Source organism: Lactobacillus sp. WILCCON 0149 (assembly GCF_057197965.1).
On record NZ_JBUBHO010000001.1, the window covers coordinates 1,505,904 to 1,525,763 of the forward strand.

General features: G+C 51.8%; 10 protein-coding genes and 3 rRNA genes. 1 reads left to right on the forward strand and 12 read right to left on the reverse strand.

Annotation, left to right across the window (positions count from 1 at the left end; genetic code table 11):
• Positions 1-23: 23 nt before the first annotated feature.
• The 8 genes from ACYVUV_RS06910 to ACYVUV_RS06945 form a co-directional block, all read right to left on the reverse strand.
• Complete coding sequence (locus ACYVUV_RS06910) at positions 24-2,507, reverse strand: excinuclease ABC subunit UvrA (RefSeq protein ID WP_439775152.1); 2,484 nt, start codon at positions 2,505-2,507, stop codon at positions 24-26.
• Positions 2,508-2,532: 25 nt separating this feature from the next.
• Positions 2,533-4,302, reverse strand: coding sequence for a DNA helicase RecQ (recQ, locus tag ACYVUV_RS06915; protein ID WP_439775153.1), 1,770 nt, complete (start codon positions 4,300-4,302; stop codon positions 2,533-2,535).
• Between the two features lie 65 nt (positions 4,303-4,367).
• Positions 4,368-5,318 (reverse strand): 2-hydroxyacid dehydrogenase family protein, encoded by a 951-nt coding sequence (locus tag ACYVUV_RS06920; RefSeq protein ID WP_439775154.1) that lies wholly within the window; start codon positions 5,316-5,318, stop codon positions 4,368-4,370.
• A gap of 1 nt (position 5,319) precedes the next feature.
• Positions 5,320-6,294 carry an amidohydrolase family protein gene (locus ACYVUV_RS06925; RefSeq protein WP_439775155.1) on the reverse strand — a complete coding sequence of 325 codons (975 nt, stop codon included), beginning with the start codon at positions 6,292-6,294 and terminating at the stop codon, positions 5,320-5,322.
• A gap of 127 nt (positions 6,295-6,421) precedes the next feature.
• Entirely contained in the window at positions 6,422-7,621 is a 1,200-nt protein-coding gene (gene coaBC, locus ACYVUV_RS06930; RefSeq protein ID WP_439775156.1) for a bifunctional phosphopantothenoylcysteine decarboxylase/phosphopantothenate--cysteine ligase CoaBC, read from the reverse strand.
• Between the two features lie 10 nt (positions 7,622-7,631).
• Entirely contained in the window at positions 7,632-8,105 is a 474-nt protein-coding gene (locus ACYVUV_RS06935) for an arginine repressor (protein WP_439775157.1), read from the reverse strand.
• 217 nt (positions 8,106-8,322) lie between these two features.
• On the reverse strand, positions 8,323-10,020 hold the full coding sequence (gene argS, locus ACYVUV_RS06940) for an arginine--tRNA ligase (protein ID WP_484499223.1): 1,698 nt from the start codon (positions 10,018-10,020) through the stop codon (positions 8,323-8,325).
• A gap of 233 nt (positions 10,021-10,253) precedes the next feature.
• Positions 10,254-11,168 carry a LysR family transcriptional regulator gene (locus ACYVUV_RS06945; RefSeq protein ID WP_439774711.1) on the reverse strand — a complete coding sequence of 305 codons (915 nt, stop codon included), beginning with the start codon at positions 11,166-11,168 and terminating at the stop codon, positions 10,254-10,256.
• Between the two features lie 122 nt (positions 11,169-11,290).
• On the opposite strand from ACYVUV_RS06945, the gene ACYVUV_RS06950 reads away from it, so the two are divergent.
• A complete protein-coding gene (locus tag ACYVUV_RS06950) occupies positions 11,291-12,496 on the forward strand; it encodes an aminotransferase-like domain-containing protein (RefSeq protein ID WP_439774710.1) in 1,206 nt (401 codons plus the stop codon).
• A gap of 156 nt (positions 12,497-12,652) precedes the next feature.
• Here ACYVUV_RS06950 and rrf read toward each other — a convergent pair.
• From rrf to ACYVUV_RS06970, 4 genes are all read right to left on the reverse strand, one after another.
• A 5S ribosomal RNA gene (rrf, locus tag ACYVUV_RS06955) occupies positions 12,653-12,769 on the reverse strand.
• Positions 12,770-12,838: 69 nt separating this feature from the next.
• Positions 12,839-15,745 (reverse strand): 23S ribosomal RNA (locus tag ACYVUV_RS06960).
• A 216-nt stretch (positions 15,746-15,961) separates the two neighbouring features.
• Positions 15,962-17,524, reverse strand: a 16S ribosomal RNA gene (locus tag ACYVUV_RS06965).
• Together the 16S, 23S and 5S rRNA genes form the textbook arrangement of a ribosomal RNA operon.
• Before the next feature lie 509 nt (positions 17,525-18,033).
• Positions 18,034-19,683, reverse strand: a complete 1,650-nt coding sequence (locus ACYVUV_RS06970; RefSeq protein ID WP_439776214.1) for a phosphoenolpyruvate carboxykinase (ATP) — start codon at positions 19,681-19,683, stop codon at positions 18,034-18,036.
• Positions 19,684-19,860: the final 177 nt, after the last annotated feature.

Genomic DNA, 19,860 nt, shown 5'->3' on the forward strand with positions numbered 1-19,860 from the left:
GGTTTTTGCTTTTATAAAAGAAATTACAAGTAGCGGCCGGTGACGCTGGCCGGATTTTCCTTGATCTCAGCCGGAGTACCCGTTGCAATGATCCTGCCACCTTCCTTGCCTCCTCCTGGCCCTAAGTCAATTATCCAGTCCGCGTTCCGGATCAAGTCCAGGTCATGCTCGATCACGATCAAGGTCGCTCCTTGCTTGATCAAGTGCTGGAAGACCTGAACCAGGGTCGCCACATCCAAGGGGTGCAGGCCGATGGTCGGCTCATCAAAAATAAAAAGAGTATCTTCCTGGCCCCTGCTCATTTCTGAAGCCAGCTTCAAGCGTTGGGCTTCTCCGCCGGACAAAAGCGGAGTTTGCTCACCCAGAGTCAAGTAGCCCAGGCCCAGGTCATGCAGAGTCTGCAGCTTCCGGGCCACTGCCTTCAAGTCGCTTAAATACTCAAGGGCCTGGTCAACCGTCATTTCCATCAAGTCTGGCAAAGACAGTTCTTCGCCATTCGGACACTTCCGCTTAAAGGCCGCCGCTTCTTTTGAGTAGCGCGACCCCCGGCAAGCAGGGCAGACGATATCGACATCCGGCAAAAACTGCACGTCCAAAGAAATCGTCCCGGTCCCATCACAAGCTGGGCAGCGGAGGCTGCCGGTATTGTAGGAAAAGGACCCGGCCTTTAGGCCGGCTTTTTTTGCCTGGTCCAGCTTGGCATAAGTCTTCCGCAAATCGTCATGGATGCCGGCATAAGTAGCGACAGTTGACCGGACATTGATCCCGATCGGGCTGGCGTCAATCAACTTGACCTGCTTAATCCGGCCGCTGTTTAAAGCCTTGACGTGGGCTGGAAAATCCCGGCCTTCTGCCTGGGCTTCAATTGCCGGAAGCAGGGACTCCAGGACCAGGGTCGACTTGCCTGACCCGGAGACGCCGGTGACCACGTTAAAGCGGCCCACAGGAAGAGTCAGCTCCAGCCCTTTGACCGTATGCAGGGGTCCGGTTTTCAGCTCCAGCTGCCCTTCAGCGAACATTTCTTCTTTCGGACAGACCGGCCGCAATTTACGGCCTTTTTCTTTTAAAAATGGTCCGATGATTGAATCCGGATTAGCCGCCAGGTCCTCCGGTCGGCCAGAAGCGATGACTTTCCCTCCTTCTGCCCCGGCTCTTGGCCCCATCTCAATCATCCAGTCACTTTGCTTTAATACCTGGACGTCGTGGTCCACCAAAACAACCGAATTACCATCAGCCACCAGATCCTCCATTACTTCATTCAGTCCGGTCAAGTTAGCTGGGTGCAGGCCGATTGAGGGTTCATCCAGGATATACAGGACCCCAGTTGTCTGGTTGCGGACAGACCGGGCCAGCTGCATCCGCTGCCGCTCCCCGGTTGACAAGGTGGAAGCCGCCCGGTCGAGGCTGAGATAGCCCAGGCCCAGGTCCAGCAAGCGCTTGGCCGTGTCGGTAAAGGATAAGCAGATATTGCGGGCCATGGGCCGCATGGCTTCCGGCAGCCAGGCCGGCACCTTCTTGACCCAAGCGATCGCTTCAGTCAGAGTCTTCTGGCAGATCTCAGCCAGGTTTTCTCCCATGATCTTTGGGGCCCGGGCCGCTTCTGACAAACGGCTGCCGCGGCAGTCCGGACACTGGTCTTCTTTTAAGAAGGGGGCGACTCTCTGCATCCCTTTTTCATCTTTGACCTTGCTCAAGGCATTCTCAACCGTATAAACGGCATTGAAGTAGGTGAAATCCAGGTAACCGCCACTATTTTGCTTTTTATTCTGCACCAGAATCCGCTTTTTGACAGCCGGGCCATGAAAAACAATCTCCCTTTCTTCCGGAGTCAGCTCTTTAAAGGGCACGTCCGTCCTGACCCCCATCTCCCTGGCCACGTCCGGCATCAGGGACCACATCAGCCGCTTCCAGGGCAAAACTGCCCCTTCATCAATCGACAGGTCTTCATTGGGAACCAGGCTGGCTTCATTTACCAAGCGGACGATCCCTGTCCCAGAACAGGTCGGGCAGGCTCCCCGGCTGTTAAAGGCCAGGTCTTCCGCCCCTGGTGCTTCCACTTGGGCGCCGCATTCCGGGCAAAAAAGGGGCTGCTCAGCCGCAACCTTCAAACTGGGCTGCAGGTAGTGGCCATTAGGGCAGCGGTGGCAGGCAAGGCGGGAAAACATCAAACGCAGGCTGTTCAAAAGCTCAGTCCCCGTCCCAAAAGTACTGCGGATTCCCGGAACTCCCGGCCGCTGGTGCAGGGCCAGGGCGGCTGGAATATAGCGGACTGAATCCACGTCAGCCTTAGCCGCCTGGGTCATCCGCCGGCGGGTATAAGTCGACAGCGACTCCAGATAGCGCCTGGAGCCTTCCGCGTACAAAATCCCCAGAGCCAGAGAGGACTTGCCGGACCCCGATACCCCGGCAATGCCGGTAATTTCATTCAAAGGAATGTCAACGTCGATATTTTTCAAATTGTGGACGCGGGCTCCCCGTACTTCGATATGATCTACATGATCAGCCATCTGCTCCACCTGCTTTCTTCAGCTTTTATCCATATTCTTTGATTACGGCCAGCATGGCTTTCCCATAATTGGCCAATTTTGCATCCCCGACCCCGCTGCACTGGAGCAGCTCCTCCGGCGTTCGCGGCTTTCTGGCCGCCATGTCCCGCAAGGACAAGTCAGAGAAGATGACAAAAGGCGGCACTCCTCGCTTCTGGGCCAGAATCCGGCGGGCCTTTCTGAGCTCTTCAAAGAGGACCTGGTCACCGCCTGTTTCAGCAAGTTGCTCGCTTTTGGCTTCCTGGCGCTTTTTGACCCTGGCCTTGCCGTCCAGAACGTCCCAGCCCCGGTTGGTCACGTGGACCAAGGGATACCGGTCCCCCACCAGCTGCAGGTAGCCCTTTGAGACCAAGTAGTCGACCAAGCTGCTTACATCAGTCTGCTTTTTCCCTTTGAGCAGACCGTAGTGGACACACTCATCTGCTCCGATTTCACTGATTTTTTTGACTTTAGACCCTGTTACTGCCTGGGCAACGATCTTTTTGCCATAGCGGCCGTCTAAGTCATAGACCATGCCGATGATGGCCTGAGCCTCAGCCGTTATATCCTGGAAATCACCCTGGCTGAGGCAGTTGCTGCACTTACCGCAAGGCGGGCAGTCCTGGCCAAAGTAGCGAACGATGAATTGCTGCAGACACTCGTCGGTATTGGCATAGTCGCTGATCGTCTGCAGCTTCTGGTACTGGACCTGCCGGTAGGATTCATCAGCTTCAGAATTGTCGATAAACCAGCGGAACTGCCTAAGATCGCTTGGGTGAAAGAGCATTACTGCCTCACTTTCCAGTCCGTCTCGTCCGGCCCGGCCGGCTTCCTGGTAATAAGCCTCCAGATTCTTGGCGCTGTTTGCGTGAATAACAAAGCGGACATTGCTCTTGTCGATCCCCATGCCAAAAGCATTCGTGGCCACAATCAAGGGAATCCGGTCATATTGGAAGTCGTCCTGGACCTGGGCCCGCTCCTCATTGGACATCCCCGCATGGTAGGCGGCAACGTTAAAGCCCTCCCGGCGCAAAAATTCGGTCAGCCCCTCCACCTTTTTCCGAGTGTTGGAATAAATGATTCCAGCTTCTCCCCGGTGCTGCTTTAAATAGTTGACGATATAGGCCCGGCTGTTTTTGGGCGCGTTGACCAGCTTGAAGCGAAGATTTTTTCTTTCAAAACTGGTGATGACAAAATTCTTTTCAGAAATATCCAGCTGCTGGCCGATGTCTTCTCTAACCGCCTTGGTGGCCGTGGCTGTAAGGGCCAAAACATTAGGACGGGTATGGAGGGCATTAATCCCGTCCTTCAGCTTTCGGTAGGCCGGCCGGAAGTCGTGCCCCCACTGGGAAATGCAGTGGGCCTCATCGATGGCGACCAAATTGACCTCCAAGAAGTTGAGCTGATAGCGGAAATAGTCCATCTCCATGCGCTCCGGCGTCACGTAGAGCAGCTTGATTTTTCCTTCATAGCAGGCTCTTAAGATAGGATTGACGTCTTCCTGGGCCGTGGAGCTGTTAAGTGCCGCGGCCGGAATCCCATATTCGCGCAGGCTGTCAACCTGGTCCTTCATCAAAGAGATCAAGGGCGAGATGACTACGGTCGTGCCCGGTATCATCAAGGCCGGGATCTGGTAGCAAAGAGACTTCCCGCCCCCGGTCGGCATAACGGCCAGGACATTCTCCCCCCGAATAACTTTTTCAATAATTTCTCTTTGGCCTGGCCGAAAACTGTCATAGCCAAAATACTTCTTTAAGACCTGCTGTGGATCAAGCAAGCTCTCTGCCCCCTTTAAATCGCTTTACATTTAATGATAACGAAAAAAAGATGCTTTCGCATCTTTTAGTTGACCCGGTTGACCGGAACTCCGTTGACCAGGAAGGAGACGATATTATGACTGGCTTCTTGCAAGACGCTGTGCCGGGATTCCCGGGTGGCGCTGCCAGCATGCGGGGTCAGGATCACATTGTCCAGCTGGCAGAATTCCTTGTTGAAGTCCGGTTCTTCTTCAAACACGTCCAAGCCCGCCCCGGCGATCCGCTTGGCCTTTAAGGCCCGCAAAAGCGCCGCTTCATCGACCAGGCTGCCCCGGGAAGTATTGATCAAAAAGGCAGACGGCTGCATCATGCTCAAGGCTGCTTCATCGATCACGTGGTAAGTTTCCGGCGTCGCTGGCGCGTTCAAGCTGACATAGTCGGCCTGGCTGAGCAGGTCAGCCAAAGGGACGTAGCTGACCCCCAGGGCCCGCTCTTCATCTTCCGGCAATTGGTGGCGGTTGTGGTAGAGAATGTTCATCCCGAAAGTCCGGGCATAGCTGGCCAGGGTCTTGCCGATTCTCCCCATGCCGAAGATCCCCAAAGTCTTGCCGACCGGGCTTTGCCCCTGGTTTTCCGCCAGGCCCGTATCCAAAAAGTGCCCTTGCCGCATTTCTTGATTGTAGAGGGCCAGTTTCCGGCTGAGGGCCAAAAGGAGGGTAAAGGCCATTTCCGCCGTCGGCTGCATGACGCTGGCTGGACAGTTGGACACGATGATCCCCTGGCTGCTGGCATAGTCCACGTCGATATGGTCATAGCCAACCCCGGTCGCGGAAACGATCTTGAGCTTTTTACCCGCGTCCAGCAGTTCCTGGTCAACCGGCAGCTTGCCGGTGATCAAGGCATCGAATTCCGCCAGGTTAGCCAGGTACCAGTCCTTGCCAGCCTCTTCCGGGGCAAAGGTCACCTCGCAGACTTTTTCCAATTCGGGCAGGCTCTTGACTGCCAAGCCCGCCACCAAAACTTTCGCATTTTCCATCTTACGCATCTCCCTCAAACAGCGGATCGCGGCTGGCTTTTAATGCCGCCACGTGGTCTGCCTTGAAATAGATTCTTTCCGCATTGCCATAGTATATATCTGCCATTTCTGTTTCTGAAAAAATCCCCGAATCTTCCAGCCAGGAATAAAGCTGGCCGTAATCATTGAAAGTAGCTGACCAGGGAGCATCACTACCCCATAAAAGTCTTTTTGCCCCAACGATTTCTTTGGCCAGGCCCACCGCTTCCTGACAGAAGGGATAAGGATAAGTCTGCTCGCCGGAAATGTCTTGCAAAGCCGCCAGATCAAAGCTGATGTTTGGCAAAGGAGCCAACAGTGCCAATTCTTTTTCCAGCAAGGCCAATTGGCCGGGCTTGGGGAAAGACAGATGGCAGAGAACAAAGTCCAAATCTGGGTAACGCTTAGCCAGCCGGGCCAAAGACCGGGGCTGGTGGCTGGCCTGGCTGCTGTCTCCGTAGTCCACAGCCACCGCGAAGCCAGGATAAGAACTGAGGTAGTCCAGAATCTTGCCCAAACGCACATCTGACGCCAAGTCAAAAGGCAAATGGTAGCCCATGAGGCCGCCGGCCTGGCTAACTTCCAGCTTCAAGGCACGGAAGCCTAAATCTTCAACATGACGCTTGACGATTTTTTCCGCTTCACTGGCAAAGGGGTCAACGGAAAAAGCCGGAGCAAAATGCTCTGGATCCGCCTTAGCCGCCTGCCAGCTGTAATAGTTTTGAAAGCCGTACAGGCTGCCCTGCAAGAGAACGGCCTTGGCCACATCGTGCTCCTCCATCACTTTTTTCGCGGCAGCTAGTCTAAAAGAGTCATCTCCCCAGCCTGCCGGAAAGAGGCGGGTTTTAAAGCCATTGTCCCAGACCACCAGGCCGCCCCCTAAGGCATTGCTTCTGCCGCTCCCCTTGTAGCTGGCCAGGTCCCGCACCAAGTGCAGGTGGGCATCAATTTTCTTCATCGTTCGTCTCCCAATCTTTTTTACGAAACTCTTACTCTTATTATAGTGAAAGCGGTTCATTTTAGCAAAAGTTTCAGAAAAAATAAAAGGCCTTTCACCAAGTAAAAGGCCTTTTCCTCTATTTCTGTTACTTGCTCTTTTCCGCCAGCCGGTCCAAAGTCAGCGCGATCAAGCGGTCAGCCACGGCCTGCTTGCTCATCCGCGGCCAAGGATCAAGCTCCTTGCCTGCTTCCAGGACCGTCACCTGGTCCTCGTCGCCGCCAAAGGCATCCCCGCTGACATCGTTGGCCACGATCGCGTCGGCCCCCTTCTCCGCCAGCTTCCGGCTGGCATTGACCAAAAGGTCGTTGGTTTCAGCGGCAAAGCCGATGACCACTTGATCAGGCCGCTTCTTTTGGGCCATTGTCTTTAACAGGTCCGGATTCTTGACCAGCTTCAGGGTCATCTCCTCTACCCCGGCCTGCTTCTTCAGCTTGTGGTCAGCTGCTTCTTTTGGCCGCCAGTCACTGACGGCTGCCGCCATCAAAAGGGCGTCAGCAGCTGGGAAAAGTTCTTCTAGCTGCTCTAGCATGGCTTGAGTTGACAAGGCGGGATGCAGGTGGATCCGGGCATCTTTTGGCAAAGAAACTGAAACGTTCCCGTAAATCAAGTCCACCTCGGCTCCTCTTCTAGCCGCGGCTTCTGCCAGGCGGAAACCCATCTTGCCGCTTGACCGGTTGCCGATAAAGCGGACCGGATCAATGGCTTCCAGGGTCCCCCCGGCAGTGACGACGATTCTCCTGCCTTTTGCCGGCAAGTCCAGCTGCTCTTCAAGCCAGGCCATGATTTCTTCAGCTTCCGGCATCCGCCCCTTGCCAGCGTAGCCTTCAGCCAGTCTGCCCACGGCCGGCTCCATGATCCGGTCGCCGCCTTCTTTTAAAAGGCGGATATTGCGCTGAACAGCGGGATTTTCCCACATGTGGGTGTTCATTGCCGGCACGATCAAGCGCGGGCAATGCAGGGCCAAGAGAGTGGTTGAAACTGCATCATCCCCCATCCCCTGGGCCATCTTGGCCAAAATGTTGGCATCAGCCGGTACAACCAAAGCCAGCTGGCTCCAGTCAGCCAGGTCAATATGGGCGATTTCAGCCTGCCGGCTCGGACTGAACAAGTCGTCTAAAACCGGCCATTTCGTCAAGGCTGCCAGGGTTGCCGGTCCAACAAAATTTTCGCTATTGGCCGTCATTGCTACCCGGACTTCATGGCCCGCATTTTGCAGGCCGCGAACAACGCTGACTGCCTTATAGGCCGCTATTCCGCCAGTCATATAGACCGAAATTCTTGCCATATCTGCCGCCTTAGTAGATCTTCCGTTCCTTGACGATGGCTTGTGCCCAGTCAGCAAAGCGTTCAGCTGCTTCAGCATCCTTTAAGATGACCAGCAAGGTATCGGTGCCGGCAATCGTGCCGACTACGTCATCGTTATCAATGTCATCGATTAATCCTGCCAAAATTGGCGCGTAAGTCAGCTTCATGCTGGTTTGAATAACGACCGTGAACTGAACTGCAGTAACAGTAGCCACCCGTTCCCGGATCGCGTCTTTCAGCTGCCTTTCCCGGTTAACAGCAGCTGATGGCGCCTTGACATAGTAACTGCGACCATCATCATCTGGCACCTTGCTGATGTGCAAGGCGTGAATGTCACGGGAGATGGTGGCTTGAGTTGCGTTTGCTCCATGGGATTGCAGCAAGAGCAGCAATTGTTCTTGCGTTTCAATCTTGTTGGTTTGAATCAATTCGTAAATCAGCTGTCTTCTTTCTTTGTAGTTCATAATTATTGCCCCTTAATCTTATATTTAAGCGTTTTAGATACCTTTAATTTTAGCGCACTTTTATATTTCAATAAAGCTGTTATTTAATTATTCTTGACTTATCCTGCTTTTTTTAATCAAATTTCCCCAAAAATCTCTAACACCATTAGCATTATCCAATAAAAAATGCCTTGAAGCAAATTCAAGGCATTTAATATCATTCAATTTAAATAAAAAACTACATTTCGTCTGGTGCCTTAACGTCCAGCAAGTCCAGGGCTGACTTGATGACGTGGCTGACTGCTTGAACAACAGCCAAACGGGCCTTCTTGACATCTTCGTCAACGTCATCAACCAAAATTCTGGTATGAGCGTAGTACTTGTTGAAGCGCTTGGCCAGTTCCAGGGCGTACTTGGCAATCGCGCTTGGGTCGTAGCTTTCCATGGCCTTTTGAATGGTGTCGGCGTAGCGGCCCATGAAGGAGACCAAGTCCCATTCTTCAGCGCCGATCTTGGTCAAGTCAACATCTGAGAAGTCGGTAATGCCGCTCTTTCTCAAAAGGCTTTCGCCACGGGCCCGGGCATATTGCACGTAAGGACCGGTTTCGCCTTCGAACTTGACAACTTCTTCCAAGTTGAAGTCGATCGGGTTGCGGCGGTAGTTCTTCAAGTCGTGGAAGACAACCGCGCCGATGCCGACTTGCTTGGCAACTTCGTCAGCGTTCTTCAAGCCGGCATTCTTTTCAGAAATCTGCTTGCGGGCCAGGTCAACGGATTCGTTCAAAACGTCTTCCAGGTTAACGACGTTACCCTTTCTGGTAGACATCTTCTGGCCGTTGATGCTCATCAGACCGAAGCTGATGTGGACAATGTCGTCTGCCCAGTCAAAGCCCATTTCCTTCAAGCAAGCACGCAGCTGCTGGAAGTAGACTTCTTGTTCCTGGCCAACAACGTAGATGGACTTGTAGAAGCCGTAAGTCTTCTTCCGGTACATGGCAGTTGCCAGGTCACGGGTGATGTAAGTTGAAGTACCGTTACTCTTGATAACCATCAAAGGCGGCAGGTTGTACTTTTCAAGATCAACGATTTCAGCACCTTGGCTCTTAACCAAGAGGCCCTTGTCCCGGAGGATCTTGATTGGTTCATCCATCATTTGGGCACTGAAGGCCTCACCGGTGAAGGAGTCAAAGTGGACGTCCAGCATGTCGTAAACCTTCTTGAACCGTTCCAGGGAAACTTCTCTGAACCAGCTCCACAGGCGCTTGGCTTCTTCGTCGCCGTGTTCCAGCTTGGAGAACCATTCCCGGCCGGCTTCATCGTATTCCGGGTGTTCTTCAGCTTCCCGGTTGATCCGGACGTAGTAGGACAAAAGAGTGTTGATTGGGTCCTTTTCAATGTCGGCGTCGTTGCCCCACATCTTGTAGGCAGCCATCATCTTCCCGAATTGGGTGCCCCAGTCGCCAAGGTAGTCAATTCTGATTGGCTTGAAGCCTTCCTTGGCCAGGATGCGGGCAATAGCTTCACCGATCATGGTTGACCGCAGGTGGCCCATCCCCATTGGCTTGGCAATGTTAGGTGATGAGTATTCAGTTGAAACGTTCCGGCCGTGGCCAAGGTCACGGGCACCGTAGTTTTCAGGGTCAGCCAGGATTTCCTGTAAAATAGCCGCCCCAGTCTGGCTCTTGTCCAAGAAGAAGTTGATGTATGGACCAACTGCTTGGACCTTTTCAAAATTCCCCTGGTCAATCTTTTCAGCCAGTTCAGCCGCGATCAAGTTTGGCGCCTTGCGCATGGTCTTGGCTAAAGTAAAGGTTGGAAAAGCGTAATCCCCCAGCTTTTCATCCTTTGGACGTTCGATCTTGACGTCAATATCTTCCAGTGACCAGTCTGGCAAAACCGTTTGTAAGGCTTCTGCAACAAGTTGTTTACCGTTCATAAAATACCTTCTTTGTTTCCTATGTCTAAAAAATTGAATAAAAATCACTCAGCGCTTGCTTGCCCCATCGCTGATGCAAAATTTAGTTCATGCTTCCTATTAATCTCATCGAGTGTGACAAAACGCTTTGCAGTCTCATTTATTTTTACTCTGTATATTATAGCAAGAGATTAGCGCCTGTGACAACAGATTTTAATAATTTCATTATACTATTTATACAGACTGCATGCATTCTATGCGTTTTCAGCTTCCATGGTCAAGCGTCCGCCAGGATACTGGCGCCTAATCAGCTCATGCACGTTCCTGATCATCTGCCTGGTTGACGGAGCCAGGCGCTGCTGGTTGGAAGTCACCAGGGCAATCTTCCGGTAAAAGGGCGTGCTGAAAGGCAGGATCTTGACCTCTCCCTGCATCTTCTGCAGGGCCAAAGCCGGCAGGATGCCCAGGCCCAGGCCTGCTTCTACCATGGCTACGATTGACTGGTCGTCAATGGAGAACTGGATCGCCGTTGACTTGATGGAATAGTGGTCCAGGGCAGCTTTCGTGTCCAGGTCGTAGTCACTTTGCTGCAGGATAAAATTGTAATTTACCAGATCCTCTTCACTAACGCTGTGACCGTTTTTGACCTGGAAGTTTTTGGGGGCAATGCAGTAGATTTCGTCTTCCAGAATTTTCTCGCAGCTGATTCCCTGATCATTTTCCGGCAGCATGGTCAAGCCCAGGTCCAGCTGCCCGCTTTTCACCGCCTGGGTGATTTCGCTGAAGCCAGCCTGGCGGACGGAAATTTTGACCTGGGGGTAGTTTTTGGCAAAATTCTGGATCAAAGGCGGCAGCCAGTTGATGCAGGCGGAAGAAAAGGCCCCGATCCGGATCAAACCAGTGTCCAGGCCTTGAATCTGCTGGGCTACCTGCTCCAGCCGGCTCTGGTCATTGATAATTTCCTGGATCAAGGGGAGAATCCTTTCCCCATCAGGCGTCAGCTTGACCCCGTTTCTTGATCTGACGAAGACTGGAAAGCCCAGTTCCGTCTCCAGCTGGTTGACCGAGTGGCTGATCGCTGACGGAGTGACGTTTAAGACCAGGGCAGCCTTGTTGAAGGTCCCCTGGTCAATAACCGTCCTGAAGACTAAATATGGAAATGGCAGCATTTGCCCCTCCTAACATGAAAATATTTCACTTAAAATTAAACAAGTTGAATTTTATTATTCTTACTCAAGCAATTATAATATAGTCAACGCACAAATGACAATACAATTAGGAGCAATGAAAAATGTTAAGCAAGCTTTTTGCCAATAGAATCAAAACTGAAAATCCATCCCGCCTGCAAGGGCTCTTCCCGGAAAGCAACTTTTCCGACAACATCTCCTTTGGCGGCGGCTGCCCGGACGAAAGCCTTTTCCCAAGCCAGGCTTTGCAAGCTGCTTACCAAAAGGCCGTTAACCAGGAACAGGCCCACTCCTTCCAATACCATGACGTTAAAGGGCCGGGCGACTTGCGCGACTATCTGGCAAACCGGGCAAGGCAGCAGGGAATCGAGGCTAACGCCGATGACATTTTGCTGACGGCTGGCGGCCAGCAAGGGATCGACCTGGTAGCCAAGCTTTTCCTGGAAGCTGGCGATGAAATGGCAGTTGAAGCTCCCAGCTATGTCGGAGCCCTGGCTGCTTTTGACAATTACGAGCCAGTCTACCACGAAATTCCTCTGGAAGACGACGGGGTCAACCTGGACTACTTTGAAGAAGTACTGAAAAAGCACCCGGCAATCAAGCTTTTCTACACGGTGCCGGACTTCCACAATCCAACCGGGATCACCATGTCCCTGGCCAAGCGCCAGCGCCTGGTCGATCTGGCTAACCGCTACGACTTCGTCATCCTGGAAGACACCCCATACCGGGACCTGCGCTACCATGGGGAAACTTTGCCAAGCATCAAGAGCTTTGACACCGAAGGCCGGGTAATTTTCCTGTCCAGCTTCTCTAAGATTCTTTCCCCTGCCTTCCGTTTAGGCTGGCTGGTGGCCAGTCCGGAAATCAAGGAGCAGCTGGTCAACTTGAAGTTGTCAGCTGACCTGGAAGTACCGTACTTAGCCGCTGGTACTGTTGCTGCCTACCTGGCTGATAATGACCTGGACCAGCATATTGACCAGCTGAAGAAGGTCTACCGGGTCAAGCTGGATGCTATGGCCAAGGCTTTAAAGACTTATCTGCCAGCTGATGCCAAAATCAGCCAGCCGGAAGGCGGCTTCTTCTTCTGGGTTGAACTAGGAGATGAAATTGATACCAGACAGCTCTTGCTTGACGAAGCTGTGCCGAAAGAACACCTCATCTACGTGCCTTCTGCCAGCTTCTATCCAAATTGGGACAAAAATAACGGCCTCCGGGTCAACTTCACTGGTTCCAGTCTGAGCCAGATCGATGAAGGCGCTGAGCGCTTGGGCAGAATCCTCAGCCCTGCTCAGCTGAGAATGGCAATCTAAACCAGCTAAATACTATTTGCAACCGTCCAACACTTGGGCGGTTTTTTGCTGCTAAATAACTGTCAATCTATTGTAGGCCATTTTCTGGCTAAAAAGCAATTTCTATCGTAAGAATATAAAACAAAAAGAGCCAGACTTCCGTCTGACTCTTGATTCGCGCGGCAGCTTCCTATCCTCGCAGGCAGTTTCCCACCAACTACTTTCGGCGTTAAGAAGCTTAACTGCTGTGTTCGGCATGGGAACAGGTGTATCCTTCTTGCCATTGCCACCGCACTCTCTTTGAGCTTGCACGCTCAAAACTGAATATCTCTTCCAAGTCAAAACCTTCATTGCTTCGCTCTTTTGGTCAAGTCCTCGACTGATTAGTACCGGTCCGCTCCAAAGCTCACGCTTCTTCCACTCCCGGCCTATCTACCTCATCGTCTCTGAGGTGTCTTACTTTCTTGAAGAAATGGGAAATCTCATCTTGAGGGGGGCTTCGCACTTAGATGCTTTCAGCGCTTATCCCGTCCGCACATAGCTACCCAGCGATGCCTTTGGCAAGACAACTGGTACACCAGCGGTGCGTCCATCCCGGTCCTCTCGTACTAAGGACAGCTCCTCTCAAATTTCCTGCGCCCACGACGGATAGGGACCGAACTGTCTCACGACGTTCTGAACCCAGCTCGCGTGCCGCTTTAATGGGCGAACAGCCCAACCCTTGGGACCGACTTCAGCCCCAGGATGCGACGAGCCGACATCGAGGTGCCAAACCTCCCCGTCGATGTGAACTCTTGGGGGAGATAAGCCTGTTATCCCCAGGGTAGCTTTTATCCGTTGAGTGATGGCCCTTCCATGCGGTACCACCAGATCACTAAGCCCTACTTTCGTACCTGCTCGAGTTGTCTCTCTCGCAGTCAAGCTCCCTTTTACCTTTACACTCTGCGAATGATTTCCAACCATTCTGAGGGAACCTTTGGGCGCCTCCGTTACACTTTAGGAGGCGACCGCCCCAGTCAAACTGCCCGTCAAACACTGTCCTCGGCCTGGATCACAGACCTGAGTTAGAGCATCCGTCAAGCAAGGGTAGTATCCCAACAGCGCCTCAGATAAGACTGGCGTCCTATCTTCTCCGGCTCCTACCTATCCTGTACATGCTTGACAGATACCCAATATTAAACTGCAGTAAAGCTCCATGGGGTCTTTCCGTCCTGTCGCGGGTAACCCGCATCTTCACGGGTATTATAATTTCACCGAGTCTCTCGTTGAGACAGTGCCCAAATCATTACACCTTTCGTGCAGGTCGGAACTTACCCGACAAGGAATTTCGCTACCTTAGGACCGTTATAGTTACGGCCGCCGTTTACTGGGGCTTCAATTCAAACCTTCGCTTGCGCTAAGCTCTCCTCTTAACCTTCCAGCACCGGGCAGGTGTCAGCACCTATACTTCATCTTACGATTTTGCAGATGCCTGTGTTTTTGATAAACAGTTGCTTGGGCCTTTTCACTGCGGCTGATCTTGCGACCAGCGCCCCTTCTCCCGAAGTTACGGGGCCATTTTGCCGAGTTCCTTAACGAGAGTTCTCTCGCTCACCTGAGGATACTCTCCTCGACTACCTGTGTCGGTTTGCGGTACGGGTGCACCGTCTCTGGCTAGAAGCTTTTCTCGGCAGTGTGACGTCGCAGCCTTCGCTACTTTAATTTCGCTCCTCATCACGCCTTGTCCTTATGAAAGCAAGCATTTGACTCGCTCTCAGACTTGACGCTTGAACGTGGTATCCAGCACCACGCGCTGCTAGCCTCCTGCGTCCCTCCATCGCTCATAACGATTCGGTGCAGTACAGGAATCTCAACCTGTTGTCCATCGACTACGCCTCTCGGCCTCGCCTTAGGTCCCGACTTACCCTGGGCGGACGAGCCTGCCCCAGGAAACCTTAGTCTTGCGGCGGACAGGATTCTCACCTGTCTTTCGTTACTCATACCGGCATTCTCACTTCTAGAAGCTCCACATGTCCTCTCGGTCATGCTTCACCGCCGCTAGAACGCTCTCCTACCACGTGCATAATGCACATCCACAGTTTCGGTATCATGCTTAGCCCCGGTAAATTTTCGGCGCGGCGTCACTCGACTAGTGAGCTATTACGCACTCTTTGAATGATGGCTGCTTCTGAGCCAACGTCCTAGTTGTCTGCGCAACTCCACATCCTTTTCCACTTAGCATGAATTTTGGGACCTTAACTGGTGATCTGGGCTGTTTCCCTTTCGACTACGGATCTTATCACTCGCAGTCTGACTCCCGCACATAAATGTCTGGAATTCGCAGTTTATCTGAATTCAGTAACCCTTGACGGGCCCCTAGTCCAAACAGAGCTCTACCTCCAGCATCCTCTTTGCGAGGCTAGCCCTAAAGCTATTTCGGAGAGAACCAGCTATCTCCAAGTTCGTTTGGAATTTCACCGCTACCCACAACTCATCCCCGCAATTTTCAACTTACGTGGGTTCGGTCCTCCAGCGCGTTTTACCGCGCCTTCAACCTGGTCATGGGTAGGTCACTTGGTTTCGGGTCTGCGTCAGCCAACTGCTCGCCCTCTTCAGACTCGCTTTCGCTGCGGCTCCGTCTTTTCTGACTTAACCTTGCTGACTAACGCAACTCGCCGGTTCATTCTACAAAAGGCACGCCATTACCCGTTAACGGGCTTTGACTACTTGTAGGCACACGGTTTCAGGTTCTCTTTCACTCCCCTCCCGGGGTTCTTTTCACCTTTCCCTCACGGTACTGGTTCACTATCGGTCACTGGTTAGTATTTAGCCTTGCGAGATGGTCCTCGCGGATTCAAACGGGATTTCACGTGTCCCGCCCTACTCAGGATACTGATAGGCCTTCTTTGGATTTCGCTTACGGGGCTCTCACCCTCTCTGGCGCGTCTTCCCAAACGCTTCTGCTATCCTCTGAAGTGCCATGTCTCAGTCCTACAACCCCGGCAGATAAATCTGCCGGTTTGGGCTCTTTCCTGTTCGCTCGCCGCTACTTGGGAAATCGATATTTCTTTCTCTTCCTGCAGCTACTTAGATGTTTCAGTTCACTGCGTGTTCCTTTCTTGTGCTATGTATTCACACAAGAATAGCATGTCTGCACATGCTGGGTTCCCCCATTCGGAGACCTCCGGATCAAAGCCTACTTACGGCTCCCCGAAGACTTTCGCGGTTAGTCGCGTCCTTCATCGGCTTCCAGTGCCAAGGCATTCACCGTGCGCCCTTCTTCACTTGACCTTGCAAGTTTGTTCTTTCGAACTCTCTCGGTCGCTTTGCAATGTTTTCATTGATCTCAATGATTCTCGGTTTTTTCTTGGAATTAAGATATTCAGTTTTCAACGTACAAGTGAGAGTTGATACTCTCAAAACTGAACAAAGTTTCTTTGCAGTGTGCTTCCGTAACTGATGGATTTCTCTTAGCATTTCTGCTCTCCATCCATCTGTTTTCCTTAGAAAGGAGGTGATCCAGCCGCAGGTTCTCCTACGGCTACCTTGTTACGACTTCACCCCAGTCATCTGCCCTGCCTTAGGCGGCTGACTCCTAAAAGGTTATCCCACCGACTTTGGGCATTGCAGACTTCCATGGTGTGACGGGCGGTGTGTACAAGGCCCGGGAACGTATTCACCGCGGCGTGCTGATCCGCGATTACTAGCGATTCCAGCTTCGTGCAGGCGAGTTGCAGCCTGCAGTCCGAACTGAGAACAGCTTTAAGAGATCCGCTTGCCCTCGCGGGTTCGCTTCTCGTTGTACTGCCCATTGTAGCACGTGTGTAGCCCAGGTCATAAGGGGCATGATGACTTGACGTCATCCCCACCTTCCTCCGGTTTGTCACCGGCAGTCTCTCTAGAGTGCCCAACTTAATGATGGCAACTAAAGACAAGGGTTGCGCTCGTTGCGGGACTTAACCCAACATCTCACGACACGAGCTGACGACAGCCATGCACCACCTGTCTCTGCGTCCCCGAAGGGAAAGACTTATCTCTAAGTTTTGCACAGGATGTCAAGACCTGGTAAGGTTCTTCGCGTTGCTTCGAATTAAACCACATGCTCCACCGCTTGTGCGGGCCCCCGTCAATTCCTTTGAGTTTCAACCTTGCGGTCGTACTCCCCAGGCGGAGCGCTTAATGCGTTTGCTGCGGCACTGAGAACCGGAAAGTCCCCAACACCTAGCGCTCATCGTTTACGGCATGGACTACCAGGGTATCTAATCCTGTTCGCTACCCATGCTTTCGAGCCTCAGCGTCAGTTGCAGACCAGAGAGCCGCCTTCGCCACTGGTGTTCTTCCATATATCTACGCATTCCACCGCTACACATGGAGTTCCACTCTCCTCTTCTGCACTCAAGAATGACAGTTTCCGATGCAGTTCCACGGTTGAGCCGTGGGCTTTCACATCAGACTTATCATTCCGCCTGCGCTCGCTTTACGCCCAATAAATCCGGACAACGCTTGCCACCTACGTATTACCGCGGCTGCTGGCACGTAGTTAGCCGTGACTTTCTGGTTGATTACCGTCAAATAAAGACCAGTTACTGCCTCTATCCTTCTTCACCAACAACAGAGCTTTACGATCCGAAAACCTTCTTCACTCACGCGGCGTTGCTCCATCAGACTTGCGTCCATTGTGGAAGATTCCCTACTGCTGCCTCCCGTAGGAGTTTGGGCCGTGTCTCAGTCCCAATGTGGCCGATCAGTCTCTCAACTCGGCTACGCATCATTGCCTTGGTAGGCCTTTACCCCACCAACTAGCTAATGCGCCGCGGGCTCATCCTAAAGTGACAGCTTGCGCCGCCTTTCAAACTTGAATCATGCGATTCATGTTGTTATCCGGTATTAGCACCTGTTTCCAAGTGGTATCCCAGTCTTTAGGGCAGATTGCCCACGTGTTACTCACCCATCCGCCGCTAGCGTCCAACAAATCATCCCGAAGGAATCTTTGAATTCAGCTCGCTCGACTTGCATGTATTAGGCACGCCGCCAGCGTTCGTCCTGAGCCAGGATCAAACTCTCAATTTGAAAATTGAGCCTTTTTAAATCTGCTCCAGATTATTTGCTTGCGAATTGACTTCGCTTATTTGTTTGGATCAAACAATGTTTGACCCGCACACTGCGAAACTTTGTTCAGTTTTCAAAGTACCAACTTGCGTCAAGTGACGCAACGTTTTATATCCTACTCGCTTGTTTGATTCTTGTCAACAAGTTTTTGATATTTTCTTTTTGCCTCCGCGAGACTTGCTTGTCTCACGCGGCAACAAATATTAGTATACTCGTTATTTTTGATTCGTCAAATTTGCTTTTTCATTCGTTTTATGATTGGTGCACCCGGCAGCGTTGTAATAATTTTTAACTTGTATCCTCTTCCTTTTGTTTTGCCTTTTGGGCGTGAATTATTTGTTAAAGGCACAATAGTTCGGAATCTTGCTATTTTCACTAGCGAAAATGACAAGATTTTTTATTTTTCTTTTGTAAAAGAAAAAACAGACCCGGAGGTCTGTTAAATAGTCAAAAGGTAAGAGATAGGCAGCTTACTTTAGTTCCGCCACGATTTTTTCCAAGCATTCCTTGGCTTCTTCTGGCAGCGGCGTCTTCGGATGCTCGCCGTTATAAGCATTCAGCCAGTCCAGCCGGTCCTGCATCCGGGCCCGGAGGCTTTGCTTGTAGTCAGCTGAATCTAAGTCAACCTGATAGTCAGCAAGCGGCATGTAGCTGACACCGGCAAAATCGCCAAAAGCTTCCCACTGGTCAGTATCATCCACCAGCTTTTCAATGATCTCCAGGGTCAGTTCCTTAGGAATATTTTTCCCGCAAAAAGCATCCGTGTTTAAAACATAGCATTCAGCTCCGCGCTTGGTGAAAAGCTCCTTGAAGTCACCATAGTCGCCAGCTACCGGGTAAGCTCTGAAGGGGTCAGCAAAAGGTTCAATGACCAAGGTGTTCATGTCAAAACCCTTTGGCAGGTTCTCTGCCGAAGTCCGCTTGGTCGCTAAAGTCAAGCCCAGCGTCGTGGCCAAAACCGGATCCGTCACCTTTAATACAGGCGGCAAAGAGTTGTCCTTCATGATCCAGAAGAGGGCTGTGATTGGATTTTCTTCCACATCGACCCGATTGGCTGAAGTATACCGGCTCTTGATGACCCGGCCGTTATTGTTTCGGAGGTCTTCAGTGACTAATACCTTCCGCCCTTCTTCATTCAGAGTAACCGCGCAGTTCATTACGGCGGTGTAGTACTTGGTCTCGTGGTGACCAGCCGGATAGTCGTGGGTCTTGTCAAAGTAAGCGGGCTCCAAAGCTACTGAGCTGCCGTCTTCTCTTGAGATAATGAAAGCATCGTCGTGCAAAACCGTGATGTCGTACTTGCCATCATGATCAGCATGAGTCAAGGTTGATTTGCCCGAACCTGATAAACCGTAAAAGGCGAAAACTTTGTCCTCCTTGTCTTCAAAGTGGAAGGCCTGCTCGCCTCCGTGGCAGGCGGCATAGCCGTGCCGGTGGGCCAGGGCCCAGGCTAAAGTCAAGGTCCCCTTCTTCAGCTCCCCAAAATAGCGGAGGCCAAACACCGCGGCGCAGTTATGCGGAGCGTCAAAAATTGCCAGTCCGTCCGGGTAAGCTGGATCCGTTACATTCGGGTCAAAGTAGAAGTAGAGGTCCCCTTCATCATAAAGCTTGGACTGCTCATACATCTCAGCCGCTTTTTCATCAAAAAATTGGAAGTTGAGCACGTAACTGAGCAGGTTAAAAGCCTGATCTTCCGGCAGCATCAAGTGGGCCTTTAAGGTAAATGAAGGATCCAGCCCAACCAGGACCGTCGCCTTTAAATACTTTTGCTCATGACCCGCATAGATGTCCTCATACAGACAATTAGTTAATGCAGCCGCGTCCTCATCTGGGTCATCAACAAAGTGCCGAGCTGACGCCGTCCGGCCCAAGACCTTGCCGTGGTTGTAAACCAATTGCTTGGCCCCGACCGGCAGACCCAAATCACTGGTGTGCAGGATCGGCAGATCTGTCTCAATCACCCCTGGCTGTCTTTTAGCCAGTTCATATGCCTCAGCTACACTCTTGACTTCATAAACATTATTGCCGTAAAATGCTGATTCAATAGTCGCCCGTACCCGGCTGAACTTCTTATTAGCCTTGACCAGTTCACTCTGCTTAAAACGTTCTCTAGTGCTCATAATCTCTTCCTTTCATCATCACATCATTTATCATAAAGCGGTTTCAACCGTTTTCCTTTATCATAACACAGGTATGTGAAGGAGTGAACTTTAATTTGCTAATTCTTGGTAAAAAAAGACAGCAGCCTGAGAGCTGCTGTCTAAGATAGTATTCTATTTTAGTCTGTTCTTTTTCAG

Bases quoted from the DNA above. Each gene is read 5' to 3' on its own strand.
- ACYVUV_RS06910 (WP_439775152.1), bottom strand. From the start codon at position 2,507: ATGGCTGATCATGTAGATCATATCGAAGTACGGGGAGCCCGCGTCCAC.
- ACYVUV_RS06920 (WP_439775154.1), bottom strand. From the start codon at position 5,318: ATGGAAAATGCGAAAGTTTTGGTGGCGGGCTTGGCAGTCAAGAGCCTG.
- ACYVUV_RS06925 (WP_439775155.1), bottom strand. From the start codon at position 6,294: ATGAAGAAAATTGATGCCCACCTGCACTTGGTGCGGGACCTGGCCAGC.
- coaBC (WP_439775156.1), bottom strand. From the start codon at position 7,621: ATGGCAAGAATTTCGGTCTATATGACTGGCGGAATAGCGGCCTATAAG.
- ACYVUV_RS06935 (WP_439775157.1), bottom strand. From the start codon at position 8,105: ATGAACTACAAAGAAAGAAGACAGCTGATTTACGAATTGATTCAAACC.
- argS (WP_484499223.1), bottom strand. From the start codon at position 10,020: ATGAACGGTAAACAACTTGTTGCAGAAGCCTTACAAACGGTTTTGCCA.
- ACYVUV_RS06945 (WP_439774711.1), bottom strand. From the start codon at position 11,168: ATGCTGCCATTTCCATATTTAGTCTTCAGGACGGTTATTGACCAGGGG.
- ACYVUV_RS06950 (WP_439774710.1), top strand. From the start codon at position 11,291: ATGTTAAGCAAGCTTTTTGCCAATAGAATCAAAACTGAAAATCCATCC.
- ACYVUV_RS06970 (WP_439776214.1), bottom strand. From the start codon at position 19,683: ATGAGCACTAGAGAACGTTTTAAGCAGAGTGAACTGGTCAAGGCTAAT.